The sequence below is a fragment of the Galbibacter sp. PAP.153 genome, from assembly GCF_037029175.1.
Lineage (GTDB): Bacteria > Bacteroidota > Bacteroidia > Flavobacteriales > Flavobacteriaceae > Galbibacter > Galbibacter pacificus.
In genome coordinates this window covers 54,555-69,036 of record NZ_JAZEUN010000023.1, presented here as the reverse complement: position 1 = coordinate 69,036, position 14,482 = coordinate 54,555, and the positions used below count along the sequence as shown (strand labels likewise).

Here is a 14,482-nt window from a genome sequence, read left to right as displayed (position 1 = left end):
CGCAATGCGTGGTTTTAAATTAACTTAACCGTCAATGTTATTCGGTAACAACAACCGGACTGGCATTGTTCCATGTAGTCACGTTTGTAATTCTGTTGTCTTGATAATTTACTTCTTTTAGAATTTTATCGTTCCAAAAAAACCATTTTCCGGTTTTCTTTCCGTTCTCATACTTGGCCATGGCCGTCTTCTTTCCATTTTCATCAAACGCCTTCCATTCTCCATGAAGCTTTCCGTTTAAATAATAACCCGTTTGTGCTATTTGTCCATTTTCATGGAAATAAGTAGCCTTCACCATTTCTCCTTCTTTCTCCAGTTTTGGTTTGTTCTCAACCTTTTGAGCTACCATCACTAACGAAAAAAGCATTGCAAAAATTAATAGTGTCTTTTTCATGTTCTTAATTTTTTAGTGTTTTACAATCTTCGCTAAAAAATGCTTCTTTATTATGTTAGTAATCTTCAGCACTTTATATTTTTCGCTATTTTCTCCGCAAGTGTTACACTTACTTAACAAATATAATTAAATATTTTACATTTAAAAAACGTTTACATAACATTAAATTAACATTAAGCTTATATTTTACTGATTGTTAGTTATTTATGATTTTATCAAATTAAAATTTTTGCTTAAAATTTAACATTAGAAAAAACTCGATTGAAATTTTTCTTTTACCTCAAGTAACTTATTACCTTTGCATCTTATAAAAATCTAAAGAATCCATGTATAGAAGTCATACTTGTGGCGAATTACGCAAAGCGCACATTAACAGTGAAGTTACCTTATCGGGCTGGGTACAGAAAGTAAGGGATAAAGGTTTTATGGTTTGGGTAGACCTTCGCGATCGATATGGAATAACACAACTTATTTTTGATGAAGAGCGTACCCCAAAAGAAGTACTGGAAACCGCACAGCGCCTCGGAAGGGAATTTGTTATTAAAGTAGACGGAACGGTAATTGAAAGAGAATCTAAAAACAGTAATATACCCACCGGCGAGATTGAGGTGCTGGTTAAAAACATTACGGTTTTAAACAAATCCATAACTCCGCCTTTTACCATTGAAAACGAAACAGATGGCGGCGAGGACCTGCGGATGAAATACCGGTATTTGGACATTCGTCGCAACCCGGTAAAAAACAGCCTCATTTTTAGGCACAAGGTGGGCATAGAAGTTAGAAATTACCTTTCAAACGAAGGTTTTGTAGAAATTGAAACCCCATACCTTATCAAGTCCACCCCCGAAGGTGCACGCGATTTTGTGGTGCCTTCCAGGATGAACGAGGGCGAGTTTTATGCCCTGCCACAATCGCCCCAAACTTTCAAGCAATTGCTAATGGTGGGCGGTATGGACAAATATTTTCAAATTGTAAAATGCTTTAGGGACGAAGACCTTCGCGCCGACAGACAACCGGAATTTACGCAAATAGACTGCGAAATGGCCTTTGTTGAACAAGAAGACATTTTAAACGTTTTTGAAGGGCTTACACGTCATCTTTTAAAAGAAATAAAAGAAGTAGAAATTGGCGGTTTTCCGCGAATGACCTATGATGAAGCCATGAAAAAATATGGAAACGACAAGCCCGATATCCGCTTCGGGATGGAATTTGGCGAACTCAACGCCGTAGCCCAACATAAAGGTTTTAAAGTTTTTAACGACGCCGAACTGGTTGTCGGGATTGCTATTCCGGGAGCTGCCGATTATACCAGAAAAGAAATAGATAAGCTTATAGATTGGGTAAAGCGCCCACAAATTGGTGCGCCGGGCATGGTGTACGTTAAGTGCAACGAAGACGGCAGCTATAAATCTTCCGTTGATAAATTTTACGACCAAGACGACCTTAAAAAATGGGCAGAAGCTACCGGGGCCAAAACCGGAGACCTTATTTGTGTGCTTTCGGGGCCAACACATAAAACCAGGACGCAATTAAGTGCCTTACGTATGGAAATGGCAGAGCGTTTGGGCTTGAGAAATCCCAATGAATTTGCTCCGCTATGGGTGGTGGATTTTCCATTGTTGGAGTGGGACGAGGAAACTAGCCGGTACCATGCCATGCACCACCCGTTTACCTCTCCAAAACCAGAAGATATCAAACTTCTGGATACCGATCCCGGGAGCGTAAGGGCCAATGCATACGACCTAGTGCTGAACGGCAATGAAATTGGCGGAGGATCCATAAGAATATTCGATAAGGGTTTACAGGCCTTGATGTTCAAGCATCTCGGGTTTACCGAAGATGAAGCCAAAGCTCAATTTGGATTCTTAATGGACGCTTTTCAATATGGTGCCCCGCCACATGGTGGATTGGCCTTTGGTTTTGATAGATTGGTGGCAATTTTAGGTGGACAGGAAACTATTCGCGATTTTATTGCTTTCCCAAAAAACAATGCGGGCCGTGATGTTATGATCGATGCCCCGTCTAAAATAGACAACGAACAACTGGACGAACTGCACATTAAGTTAAATATTTAAAAATCAAACGCTTGTAAGTATTATATTTGCAAGCGTTTTTTATATTAAATCCATGGGTGATGCCTCATACTAAAAAAAGTCTTTTTACCCGAATATTAATATGGCGTGCCAAACATATTTCGCAACGCCAATTTATATACATCTTGAGCATTCTGGTTGGTTTTACCTCCGGATTGGGCGCCGTTGTGTTAAAAAACCTTACGCACTTTATACAGTTATTGCTTGAAGGAAAGCTTGTTCAACAGTTCCACCATGCCTTTTACTTTGTCTACCCGATAATTGGTTTAACACTCACATACCTTATTATGAAGTATATAATAAGGAACAGGGTTAGCCATGGTATCCCTTCTACCCTCTTTGCCATTTCAAAGCGAAAAGGAATCATGAAGCAGTTCCAAATGATAGGAAGTATCCTTACCGCACCTTTTACGGTAGGTTTTGGGGGTTCGGTTGGGCTTGAAGGGCCTACGGTTGCCACCGGTGCAGCATTAAGTTCCAACATAGCCCGCTTGTTCCATATGAACCAAGCTAGCCGGACACTCTTAATTGGGGCCGCAGCGGCCGGGGCAATGGCATCTATTTTCAAGGCCCCCATTGCAGCCATTATTTTTGCCGTGGAAGTTTTTAGCCTTGACCTTACCTTAGCATCGTTACTACCTTTGTTGTTGGCATCTTTGTCGGGCGTTATAACTTCTTATTTTTTCTTCGGAAGCGATATTCTGCTACCTTTTAAACTAGAAGACGATTTTGTACTGCACGATGTCCCCTTCTTTATTCTTTTGGGGGTTGTTGCCGGGTTTACATCCATATATTTCACCAAAGTATATGCATACATACACGATTATTTCGACAAAATAAGTTCTCCCATTAGGCGCCTCATTATAGGGGGTATTGCTATTGGAATTATTGTGTTTTTTATTCCGCCACTATACGGAGAAGGATATGAAGTAATTAACCATTTGGTACAAGGCCACCCCAAGGCAGCACTTGAAAACAACTTTTTTAACATCGATCTGGACAATGTATGGGTTGTGGTTGCCCTACTAGTGGGCCTTATCCTATTTAAAATTGTGGCCAGTGCCATTACTTTTGGGGCCGGCGGTGTTGGTGGTATTTTTGCACCTACCTTGTTCATGGGGAGCATAATGGGCAATTGCCTTGCCAAAGTATTAAATCATTTAGGGATTTTAAGCAACCCTGTTTCCGAAAGCAATTTTACACTTGTCGGCATGACCGGGCTCATGGCCGGTGTACTGCACGCCCCCCTAACAGCTATTTTCCTTATTGCCGAATTAACCGGCGGTTATGAGCTATTTATTCCGTTAATGATTACCGCAACCATTTCGTTTGCCATTACCAAATACTTTATACCGCATTCTGTCTATACCATGGAACTGGCCAATAAAGGCGAATTGATAACCCATAATAAAGATCAAGCGGTATTGACCTTGATGGATATTGAAAGCGTAATCGAGACAAACTTTGTCCCCCTATTTCCAGATATGACCCTTGGCGATATTGTGCACAATGCCGTGGTAAAATCCAACAGGAATATATTTCCGGTACTCAATAGGGAAACCCGCTATTTGGAAGGGATTATTTTATTGGACGATATCCGATCGATTATGTTTGACCAAAGTTTATACGAAGAAATCAAAGCTTCGGATGTCATGCAAAACCCGCCTGAGGTCATCAAGATGCAAACCGATAAAATGACAAGGGTCATGCAAAAATTTCAAGATAGCGGTGCATGGAACCTTCCGGTAACAAAAGATGATAAATACTACGGGTTTGTGTCCAAATCCAAACTTTTAACCGCCTATCGAAGAAAATTAATCTCTTTCACCGAATAATTCTCAATTTAATACGCTATATTGAATAAAAACAGGCCATGAAAAGAGTTGTCCAAATTATATTTGCTTTAATTATTATTGGTTTTTGCACAGGCTATTATTTTAAATGGCAGGACAACGACCTTGTGGGCGATAGGATTATTGGAATTTCTGTTATTGCTACGGCTTTTATCTTAATGCCACTGTTTTTAATCTCCCGTTCAAAGGGCAAAAAAATATCAGATTACATGTTAACAAAGGAAAATCTTGATAAAATGAACGAAAAAAAGGAGGAAAACACTGAAAATCAATAATTTTTAAAAGAAATAACCATAATTTTATTTGCACTCTCAATTAAATTGGTACATTTGGTACTTTAATTTTTATTACAATTTATAATGACTGGTACAGTAAAATTTTTCAATGAATCAAAAGGTTACGGATTCATAACCAACGACGAAACAGGTAAAGACATTTTTGTTCACGTAACTGAACTTAAAGGTGTTGAACTAAACGAAGGTGACAAAGTAGAATACGAAGAAGAAGAAGGAAGAAAAGGCATGGTTGCTGCACAAGTGCAGGTAATCGGCTAAAAGATATTTTATTTTTGTAGTATCTAAAAGCCGTCCAGATTGGACGGCTTTTTTTATGGAACAGTTTTTAGTAATCTCCTTATGAAATCAATTCAGGTTTCTTTTTTCAATAAAAAACCTTTTTAGCAAAGAAGCCGATTCCTGCTCCATTACCCCACTTACAACTTCGGTTTTTGGGTGAAGTTTGGTTCCCATTATCGTATAACCACGGTGTTGATCGGTTGCCCCATATACAATTTTGCTTATTTGGCTCCAATAAAGGGCCCCGGCGCACATTTGGCAAGGTTCTAAAGTAATGTACATGGTACATCCGTTAAGGTACTTACCCCCCAAATAATTGGCAGCAGCCGTAATTGCCTGCATTTCGGCATGAGCAGTTACGTCGTGTAACGTTTCGGTAAGATTGTGTGCCCTGGCTATAATTTTATTATCGACTACCACAATGGCGCCAACCGGAATTTCACCACTATCAAAAGCCTTTTCTGCTTCCTGAATGGCTTTTTTCATAAAATAGGCATCATCAAAAGGTTCTATCATAATTACAAAGGTACAATTCAAAATGAAAAGAAGCTGAAAATAAAATTTAAGATTATTTACATCATATTAAAAGAAATTGATTATATTTACTACACATACAACATTCACTATAATAATATTTCGCTATAATGATAATATGGTCTGGCAGAGGATTTTTAATTGTCCTTGTTTTATTTGCTTCCTTGTTTGCAGGATTTTACTTTTTACCTAAAGAAAGTAGTGATTACGGATTTGTTTTTGCAGCTTTCTTAACGGGTCTTTTTAGTTGGGCTTTCGGCCGTAAATGGAACAGAGCAGATAATCGGGTTTTTATTGATGAGAAAACAGGGCAAAGATTCCGCATAAAAAACAATCACACCCTTTTTTGGATCCCCATGCAATATTGGGGAATTATCCTGCCAATACTAGGCATTGTTATTCTTTTTCAAAATTCGACCTTGATTGCCGTTATAGCTACCATTATCCTTGTTGGGATTATTATTTTTCAGTTCAACAGAAACAAAACTAAAAAGCCTATTTCCAATCATGGCAATTTACAGACAAGTCCAAAAAGGAATAAAAAAACCGAAGTTGAAATTGAGCAGAACAAACCTGACTCTTTTGAAGACAGGGAAAAAAGAAGAAAAGAAAAAGAAGACCCAAGCAGGTTCATGCCTAAGTAAACATGTCGCTTGAAATAAAGCCATTTCGGTCAAAAAAAGAATCCATTGCCGTGTTAAGACCTAAAAGTACAGATTTGACTTACATCCTATAAAAAATCCAACAAATTCCCTATTTATTAACCCGCGATACTTTGTACTTTTGCGGTATGGAGCATCCTTTATTAGAAACCGTTAACGATCCCGCCGATCTTCGGAAATTAACCAAAGACCAACTTCCCGCTTTGGCTGGCGAGTTGCGCGATTTTATTATCGATATCGTTTCTACAAAAGAAGGCCATTTGGGCGCCAGCTTGGGCGTTGTAGAACTTACCATTGCCCTGCATTACATATTTAACACCCCGGCCGACCAACTGGTCTGGGACGTGGGGCACCAAGCATACGGACATAAAATTTTAACGGAACGAAGAGATGTTTTCCATACCAACAGGCAATTAAACGGGTTGAGTGGTTTTCCGCGCAGGTCTGAAAGCAGGTACGATACTTTTGGCGTTGGGCATAGCTCCACCTCTATTTCGGCCGCTTTGGGCATGGCAATGGCTTCTAATTTAAAAGGCGAAACCGAAAAACACCACATTGCCGTAATTGGCGACGCCTCCATTGCCAGCGGAATGGCCTTTGAAGCTCTTAATCATGCAGGCGTTAGCAAAGCAAACCTGCTTATTGTTTTAAACGATAACGCCATTGGAATAGACCCAAGCGTAGGTGCCTTGAAAGAATATCTTACCAATGTAAAAAAGGACAGACAGCTTGCTAAGAACAATATTATAAAAGCTCTTAATTTTGATTATAGCGGGCCCATTGACGGGCATAGCCTCCCAAAACTTTTAAAAGAACTGGAACGGCTTAAAAAGAAAAAGGGACCAAAATTTTTACACATTATTACCACCAAAGGAAAAGGTTTAAAAAAGGCAGAAGAAGACCAGGTAAAATACCATGCCCCTGGAAAATTCGACAAACATACCGGGGCACTTATTGTACAACCCAATAAAGAAGAGCCCCCAAAATATCAAGATGTTTTTGGGGCAACCATTATGGAATTGGCCGAACAAAACAAAAAAATTGTCGGGATAACGCCTGCCATGCCTACCGGAAGCTCTTTAAAATACATGATGAAGAAATTCCCGGACCGCGCATTTGATGTTGGCATTGCCGAACAACATGCCGTAACGCTCGCAGCCGGAATGGCAACACAGGGCCTTCTCCCCTTTTGCAATATTTATTCCACTTTTTTACAACGGGCTTACGACCAGGTAATCCATGATGTGGCGTTGCAAAAACTGCCCGTTATTTTTTGCCTGGACCGCGCCGGACTTGTGGGACAGGATGGCGCCACACACCACGGTGCTTTTGATCTTGCGTACCTAAGGTGCATTCCAAACATTATAATTTTTGCCCCAAGGAACGAAATCGAGTTAAGAAATATTATGTATACCGCCCAATTGGGATTAGATTTCCCTATTGCCATTAGGTATCCACGCGGAAGGGGTATTACACTGGATTGGAAAAAGCCTTTTGAAGAAATTGAAATTGGTACAGGGGTTGAGTTAAAAAAGGGAAAAGATATTGCTGTAGTAACTATTGGTAACATGGCACAAAATGCTTCAGAAGCAATTAACAATTCTATGGGCAAAGAACGTATTGCACATTTTGACCTGCGCTTTTTGGCTCCAATGGACGAAAACCTCTTGCATTATATCTTTTCGACTTATAAAAAAATAGTAACGGTAGAAGACGGGAGCATAAAAGGCGGTATGGGCAGTGCCCTTTGTGAGTTTGCAGTAAAGCATCGGTATAAAAATAAAATTAAAATTCTTGGCATTCCCGAACAATTTATAGAACAGGGTTCCGTTGAAGAACTGCAATTTGCGGTTGGTATTCACCCAAAAAGCATCGCCGTTCAGCTTAATAAATTTTTATAAACAAGCATTTTTTAGCATTTTTGCACCCGTGAAGCCAACTTTTATAAAAATACATAACGCATTGTGTACGTACAACCCAACCTAATATTTATGTAAAAATGAGAATTCTTACTGTTATCTTTTTCATGTTATTTTTAGCATCTGCAAATGCCCAAGACGACGATCAGCATGTGTATACCAATCCCAGAACCAACGAAATATATATTATTTCGGGAAAAGATACCGTAAACTTAACCAAGATTATCAAAGAATATAAACCTTTGCCTCCCCGTTGGAAACGCATAAACAAAGCGGGGCTAAACATAAGCGAAATTGCTTTTGTAAACTGGAGCGCAGGGGGAAACAATTCCATTAGCGGGTTGAGCAACGCTCAATTTGAAAGAAATTATAAGCATGAAAAGGTGCAATGGAACAACGAAATGATTATGCGTTATGGCCTGAACGTACAGGAAGGACAAAAGGTTAGAAAAACCGAAGATGCTTTTGCCATTAACTCCACTTTGGGCTTTAGAATGGATAACCTATCTAACTGGTATTTTTCTGCCAAAGCGAATTTTAACACTCAGTTTGCCAACGGTTACAAATATCCCGATACCGACAACCCTATTTCAAGGTTCATGGCCCCGGGCTATTTTTTGTTTGGTTTTGGTAGCGAATATTCCCCCGAAGGAAAAGATTTTAAACTTTATATTTCGCCCATTACTCAAAAATCGACCTTTGTACTCGACCAAGATTTGGCCGATGCAGGCTCTTTTGGTGTTAAAAAGGCTACATACGACGCAGACGGAAACAAAATATCAGATGGACAAAAAGTAGTAACCGAACTCGGTTTTTTAGTTACAAACTCGTATCAAACCAAGATATACGAAAATATGTTTTTGTCCAACAGGATTACCTTGTATAGCGATTATCTCAACAGTTTTGGAAATATTGATGTAAACTGGTTGCTTGATGTTGAGCTTAAAGTAAACGAGTATGTGGTTGCCAATGTGGGGACACAGCTTATTTATGACAACGACGTTAAGTTTGAGGAGACCGAGCTTGCCAGTGGCGAAAAAATAACATACGGCCCGCGTGTACAGTTTAAGCAATCTTTGGGCGTTGGGGTTATTTACAACTTTTAAGTAATCTTAAACCAGTTCCCCGTTTATTTTATTAAAAATCAACAAGGCATTACCATCGGTTAAGCCTGCCACAAATTGAGTTACCAGCAATAAAGTATCGTATGCCCCGGTTGCTCCCTTAAACCGGTCTGGCAAAAGGTTGAGCACCAATTTATCGTAATTTGTTGCCTTACCTGTGCTGGTACGCATGACGGCGCCGCAAAAGGTATCCAACAGCTGGTCTATTATTTTATAACCTACAATTTCTTTCTGGATGACCTCATTGCTTTTATAGATATTTTTTATGCTCAAGCTGATAATGTCTTCAATTTGAGCCTTATATTTTGATTTTTCCAATAGCGAAACATGAAAATTGCCATTCAAAATATCGGTTTCGTTTTCAATAAAAATTCTAGTGGCATCGGCTATAAGTGTATTAATGGAAAGTGCCCTTAAATACCCCAAACGGTCTTCTTTTGTTGTTAAAGAATGATATTTATTAATATTGATGGTATCCTGCACCAGTTTAATTAAATATTCCAGGGCATATTCTTCCTGAATTAACCCGAGATTGATACCGTCTTCAAAATCAATAATGGTGTAACAAATATCATCGGCGGCTTCCACCAAAAAGGTAAGGGGGTGCCTGCAAAACGAAATATCGTTTCCGGACCTGGTTTGTACAAGGCCCAGTTCTGTAGCAACATCCTTGAATATATCCTTTTCGGATTGAAAAAAACCAAACTTTTTATCGGCAATTTGTTGCGTAGGTTTCTTCGGAAGCGATTCTTTTGGATATTTCATAAAAGCACCAAGCGTAGCATAGCTTAATCGCAAACCCCCGATTATACCTTTTCGGCTTTCGGTTAAAATTCTGAAGCCATTGGCATTTCCTTCAAAATCTATAACGTCCTGATACTCTTTATCGGTTAATTGCGATTTATATTTTTCTCCGTTTCCATTTTTAAAATATTCGCCAATTGCTTTCTCTCCACTATGCCCAAATGGCGGATTACCAATATCGTGTGCCAAAGCAGCGGCAGCCACAATTGCGCCAAAATCATTAAACTTATACCCGTGGACTTCGCCTAAATAAGGATGCTTTTCCAAAATGGCCTTGCCAACCGTTCTGCCAAGGCTTCGGCCCACCACCGAAACTTCTAAGCTGTGTGTTAACCGGGTATGCACAAAATCGGTTTTGGAAAGCGGGATTACCTGCGTTTTATCCTGCAAACTCCTAAAAGCCGACGAAAAAATTATCCGGTCATAGTCTACCTCAAACCCCAAACGGGTTTCATCCTGCTCTTTTCTCAATCTTTTGTGCGTGTCGTTATACCTTTTTAACGACAATAATTCTTCCCAGTTCATACTCCTAATTTATAGTTTGCAATATACTGTAGAGTTTTATTATATGTAAGGTTTTATTAAAAATTATACCTACAACTAAGAGTTGTAAACCCTAAACAAAATCAATCTTTAAGTGCTAAACACAATGCGGGATATTGGTTTTTTAAATAAGTTATTTCCTTGTATTCATGGAAGTTTATCTGCTTATCTTTTATAAGGATAAACTTAATGTTAAGTTAATAATTTATTTACGCTAATTTCAAATTAATAGCAGACTTTTGGCATTAAGAAAAAACATATATTTCAACAACTTTTAGTTTTTGTCGACTTAGTTACTGAAATATCCGGCTGCCCGTTTTGGGCAGCCTTTTTTTTGCAACTGCATAATTTTTAATATCTTAATATACAGGAAACAATTTCTTAACATTTCTATCTGTTCTTTGCAGCGACAAAAACTAAAAGCGATATGAAATATTATGCAACTGTGGGATTGCTGTTTCTCGCCATGTGCTATACAAATGCACAAGAGATTAAAGCGCCCCGCTTTGGTAAGGGGATACTTAATATCACCGGAAAAGATAGTACGTGGAGTATGAAATTTGCTACTAGAATTCAGCTACTTGGAACTGCAACTTGGCAAGAAAACAATGACAACTCTACCGATTTTGATACAAATTTCCTTATCAGAAGAGCCCGTTTAAAGTTCGACGGCTTTGCATTCACCAAAAAACTTACTTATAAAATAGAAATAGGATTATCAAACCGGGATATTTCCGGCGGATCGCCCTATACAAACAATACCCCAAGATATATCTACGACGCTTTGATAAAATGGAATTTTTACAAAAACTTCAGCCTTTGGGCCGGACAGACCAAACTGCCAGGGAACGTGGAGCGCGTTATCTCGTCGGGAAACCTACAATTTGTAGACCGTTCCCTTTTAAATGCAGAGTTTAACATAGACCGCGACATAGGCCTCCAGCTAAGACATCACTTTTATACTGGGCAAAATTTTTTAATACGTGAAAAATTTGCCTTTTCCCAAGGTGAAGGAAGAAACGTGACCGTTGGAAATATAGGCGGCTATCAGTATACGTCCAGAATCGAACTTTTGCCTTTTGGTGCTTTTGAAGGAAACAACGAATACCAGGGCTCTGCTTTAAAACGGGAAAATAAACCCAAGTTAATGATAGGTGCGACATACGACTTTAACGACGATGCCATAAAAACCCGAAGCAATATGGGCACTTTTATGGAAACCGATACAAAACCTTATGAAACCGATATTTCTACCCTTTTCCTCGATATAGTTTTTAAATATAAAGGCTTTTCGTTTTTAAGTGAATATGCCAACAGAAATGCAGACGACCCTATTGCAAGAAATTCCGATGGCACCCCAACAGGCGACGTAGTTGAAGTTGGAAATGGCTTTAATGTACAGGCAGGATATTTATTTAATAGCAATTGGGAAATAAGTGGGCGTTATACCAATCTGGACATGGACGAAATAGGTGAATATAGAAAAAGTTATGAAGACCAATATACATTTGGCATTTCCAAGTATATTGTCGGGCATAAATTAAAAGTACAAACAGATGTAAGTTATTTGTCTGCCTTTCAAAGTGGCAACGAGATCATGGCAAGATTACAAATGGAATTACATTTTTAAATTAAAAAACTGAATATTAAATAGTTATATAAAAAAGAATAATTTATATTTAAAGTTATGGAGAATATCTATTTGTTAATGATCTTCGCACTGGCCATTCTGGCAATTGCAGATTTAGTTGTCGGTGTCAGTAACGATGCCGTTAATTTTCTAAACTCGGCCATTGGCTCGAAAGCTATTTCTTTCAAGTCGATTATGGTTATCGCAAGCATAGGGATTTTTATTGGAGCTGTATTTTCCAGCGGAATGATGGAAGTAGCCCGTAAAGGTATTTTTGTGCCAAAAGAATTTATGTTTAATGAGATTATGATCATTTTTATGGCGGTCATGATTACTGATATTCTCTTGTTAGACTTTTTCAATACCTTGGGAATGCCAACATCTACTACGGTTTCCATTGTTTTCGAACTTTTAGGTGCTGCCGTGGCATTGGCACTTATTAAAATTGCAGGTAACGATGGGGAAACGGTTGCCGACCTCTCAAAATACATCAACTCGGACAAAGCCTTGGAAATTATAATGGGCATTCTCCTATCTGTAGTAATTGCATTTACAATAGGTGCCATTGTACAGTTTCTATCCAGATTGATTTTTTCTTTCCAATACGAAAAGAAGATGAAGTATTTCGGAGCACTTTTTGGCGGAGTTGCACTTACAGGAATTACATATTTTATCTTCATGAAAGGGCTCAAGGGAACTCCTTATTATGAAAATCTTAAGGGCGTTACGGAAGGAAACGAACTATATGTCCTCATTATTAGTTTTATTGTTTGGACCCTGTTCTCTCAACTATATGCTACCCTTTTTAAAAAGAATGTGCTGGTTGTGGTAATTGCCATGGGAACATTTGGACTGGCATTGGCATTCTCCGGCAACGACCTTGTAAACTTTATAGGCGTTCCAATGGCTGCATACCACTCGTATGAAGCCTGGGTGGCCTCAGGTGTTGCGCCAGATCAGTTTGCCATGGGGTCCTTGGCACAAAAAGTGCCTACCGAGCCTATGTTGCTCTTTATTGCCGGAGGCATTATGGTTTTAACCCTTTGGTTTTCTAAAAAAGCAAGATCTGTAGCCGAAACAGAAATTGGACTATCCAGACAGAATGAAGGAAAAGAAAAGTTCCAGCCAAATTTACTGTCAAGGGCAATTGTACGGGCAGCAACCAAAACAAGCCAAGGCATTAACTTTTTTTTACCGAAAACCGTACAACGTAAAATTAATGCGCAATTTGAAAAACCTGTTGTTACCGTTAATAAAAGTAAAAGCCAAGACCTTCCAGCATTCGACCTCATCAGGGCATCGGTCAACCTAATGATTGCCGGGATATTAATATCCATTGCCACATCAAACAAACTACCTCTATCTACCACTTATGTAACTTTTATGGTAGCTATGGGTACCTCTTTGGCCGACAGGGCTTGGGGACGCGAAAGTGCCGTTTATCGTGTTGCGGGTGTGTTTAATGTAATTGGCGGATGGTTTTTTACCGCTATTATTGCCTTTGTTGCCGCCTCTATCATGGCATACCTTATTTATATAGGCGGCCCAGCCATTATAGCCGTTTTACTTTTCTTTGCCGTTGTATTATTGGCGAGAAATTACATTAACTATAAGAAAAAATCACAGGTCACAAAAGAAGAAGACAGCTTAAGCAGGGCCGAAAGTAGTTCCATTCAAGGTGTTATTGAAGAAAGTGCCGATAACATTGCCGCTGTAGCCAATCGCGCACATAAAATATACACCGGAGCCATTACAGGGCTCTCCAAAGAAGACCTTAAGCAACTTAAAAAAGCCAAAAAAGGGGAAGCCAAGCTTACCTCGGAGATTGACGAGCTTCAGGAAAGTGTATTCTATTTTATTAAAAATCTAGATGAATCAAGTGTAGGTGCAAGTCATTTTTACATCAACATATTAGGGTATCTGCAAGACATGGCGCAATCGCTCGAATATATCGGGAAAGCTTCCTATAAACACGTAAACAATAATCACAAAAAATTAAAATACAATCAAACACGCGAATTACTGGACCTTCAAAATGAAATGCAATCGCTCTTCAGCAATATAAAAAAGAGTTTTGATGCACGTGCCTTTGAAGACATCCATATGCTCCTTCAGGAAAAACAAGGTCTGATGGAAAGTGTTAGCAAGAAAATTGAAAAGCAAATTTCAAGGACCAGAAGCGAGGAATCCAGTCCGAAAAACACCTCCTTATATTTTAGCTTGCTTACCGAAACCAAAGACTTGGTAGTCGCTACCATGAACCTTTTAGAGTTGTATCACGATCAATACGACAGCTCTGTACCAAAAGCAGAAATTACGGCCACTGAAGAAGAATAAGTGGTTTGTTTATA

The 14,482-nt window shown here is 39.0% G+C and carries 12 protein-coding genes; 9 read left to right on the top strand and 3 right to left on the bottom strand.

The window, feature by feature from the left end:
• Positions 1-37: 37 nt before the first annotated feature.
• Entirely contained in the window at positions 38-394 is a 357-nt protein-coding gene (locus tag UXI14_RS14730; protein ID WP_277900412.1) for a nicotinic acid mononucleotide adenyltransferase, read from the bottom strand.
• A 326-nt stretch (positions 395-720) separates the two neighbouring features.
• Here UXI14_RS14730 and aspS point away from each other — a divergent pair, with 326 nt between their 5' ends.
• The 4 genes from aspS to UXI14_RS14710 all read left to right on the top strand — a co-directional run bounded on the left by aspS (position 721) and on the right by UXI14_RS14710 (position 4,894).
• Entirely contained in the window at positions 721-2,469 is a 1,749-nt protein-coding gene (gene aspS / locus UXI14_RS14725) for an aspartate--tRNA ligase (RefSeq protein ID WP_335966788.1), read from the top strand.
• A gap of 59 nt (positions 2,470-2,528) precedes the next feature.
• Complete coding sequence (locus UXI14_RS14720; RefSeq protein WP_277900414.1) at positions 2,529-4,322, top strand: chloride channel protein; 1,794 nt, start codon at positions 2,529-2,531, stop codon at positions 4,320-4,322.
• 38 nt (positions 4,323-4,360) lie between these two features.
• On the top strand, positions 4,361-4,615 hold the full coding sequence (locus tag UXI14_RS14715; RefSeq protein ID WP_335966787.1) for a hypothetical protein: 255 nt from the start codon (positions 4,361-4,363) through the stop codon (positions 4,613-4,615).
• Between the two features lie 84 nt (positions 4,616-4,699).
• On the top strand, positions 4,700-4,894 hold the full coding sequence (locus tag UXI14_RS14710; protein WP_202028381.1) for a cold shock domain-containing protein: 195 nt from the start codon (positions 4,700-4,702) through the stop codon (positions 4,892-4,894).
• Positions 4,895-4,981: 87 nt separating this feature from the next.
• On the opposite strand, the gene UXI14_RS14705 is transcribed toward UXI14_RS14710, so the two are convergent.
• Positions 4,982-5,431 (bottom strand): nucleoside deaminase, encoded by a 450-nt coding sequence (locus UXI14_RS14705; protein WP_335966786.1) that lies wholly within the window; start codon positions 5,429-5,431, stop codon positions 4,982-4,984.
• A 128-nt stretch (positions 5,432-5,559) separates the two neighbouring features.
• Here UXI14_RS14705 and UXI14_RS14700 point away from each other — a divergent pair, with 128 nt between their 5' ends.
• The 3 genes from UXI14_RS14700 (at position 5,560) to UXI14_RS14690 (ending at position 9,136) form a co-directional block, all read left to right on the top strand.
• Positions 5,560-6,093: a hypothetical protein gene (locus UXI14_RS14700; protein ID WP_335966785.1), complete on the top strand. Its 534-nt coding sequence runs from the start codon at positions 5,560-5,562 to the stop codon at positions 6,091-6,093.
• A gap of 146 nt (positions 6,094-6,239) precedes the next feature.
• Positions 6,240-8,012, top strand: a complete 1,773-nt coding sequence (locus UXI14_RS14695) for a 1-deoxy-D-xylulose-5-phosphate synthase (RefSeq protein WP_335966784.1) — start codon at positions 6,240-6,242, stop codon at positions 8,010-8,012.
• 98 nt (positions 8,013-8,110) lie between these two features.
• Complete coding sequence (locus tag UXI14_RS14690; protein ID WP_335966783.1) at positions 8,111-9,136, top strand: DUF3078 domain-containing protein; 1,026 nt, start codon at positions 8,111-8,113, stop codon at positions 9,134-9,136.
• A 6-nt stretch (positions 9,137-9,142) separates the two neighbouring features.
• On the opposite strand, the gene UXI14_RS14685 is transcribed toward UXI14_RS14690, so the two are convergent.
• Positions 9,143-10,483, bottom strand: a complete 1,341-nt coding sequence (locus tag UXI14_RS14685; protein WP_335966782.1) for a deoxyguanosinetriphosphate triphosphohydrolase — start codon at positions 10,481-10,483, stop codon at positions 9,143-9,145.
• A gap of 445 nt (positions 10,484-10,928) precedes the next feature.
• Between UXI14_RS14685 and UXI14_RS14680 the strand changes: the two genes are divergently transcribed.
• Together UXI14_RS14680 and UXI14_RS14675 are read left to right on the top strand one after the other, a co-directional pair.
• Positions 10,929-12,131, top strand: a complete 1,203-nt coding sequence (locus tag UXI14_RS14680; protein ID WP_335966781.1) for a porin — start codon at positions 10,929-10,931, stop codon at positions 12,129-12,131.
• A 57-nt stretch (positions 12,132-12,188) separates the two neighbouring features.
• Positions 12,189-14,468, top strand: coding sequence for an inorganic phosphate transporter (locus UXI14_RS14675; RefSeq protein WP_335966780.1), 2,280 nt, complete (start codon positions 12,189-12,191; stop codon positions 14,466-14,468).
• Positions 14,469-14,482: the final 14 nt, after the last annotated feature.

Coding starts and splice junctions, on each gene's coding strand:
- UXI14_RS14690 (WP_335966783.1), top strand. CDS start 8,111: ATGAGAATTCTTACTGTTATCTTTTTCATGTTATTTTTAGCATCTGCA.
- UXI14_RS14680 (WP_335966781.1), top strand. CDS start 10,929: ATGAAATATTATGCAACTGTGGGATTGCTGTTTCTCGCCATGTGCTAT.
- aspS (WP_335966788.1), top strand. CDS start 721: ATGTATAGAAGTCATACTTGTGGCGAATTACGCAAAGCGCACATTAAC.
- UXI14_RS14675 (WP_335966780.1), top strand. CDS start 12,189: ATGGAGAATATCTATTTGTTAATGATCTTCGCACTGGCCATTCTGGCA.
- UXI14_RS14705 (WP_335966786.1), bottom strand. CDS start 5,431: ATGATAGAACCTTTTGATGATGCCTATTTTATGAAAAAAGCCATTCAG.
- UXI14_RS14730 (WP_277900412.1), bottom strand. CDS start 394: ATGAAAAAGACACTATTAATTTTTGCAATGCTTTTTTCGTTAGTGATG.
- UXI14_RS14720 (WP_277900414.1), top strand. CDS start 2,529: ATGCCTCATACTAAAAAAAGTCTTTTTACCCGAATATTAATATGGCGT.
- UXI14_RS14695 (WP_335966784.1), top strand. CDS start 6,240: ATGGAGCATCCTTTATTAGAAACCGTTAACGATCCCGCCGATCTTCGG.
- UXI14_RS14715 (WP_335966787.1), top strand. CDS start 4,361: ATGAAAAGAGTTGTCCAAATTATATTTGCTTTAATTATTATTGGTTTT.
- UXI14_RS14710 (WP_202028381.1), top strand. CDS start 4,700: ATGACTGGTACAGTAAAATTTTTCAATGAATCAAAAGGTTACGGATTC.
- UXI14_RS14700 (WP_335966785.1), top strand. CDS start 5,560: ATGATAATATGGTCTGGCAGAGGATTTTTAATTGTCCTTGTTTTATTT.
- UXI14_RS14685 (WP_335966782.1), bottom strand. CDS start 10,483: ATGAACTGGGAAGAATTATTGTCGTTAAAAAGGTATAACGACACGCAC.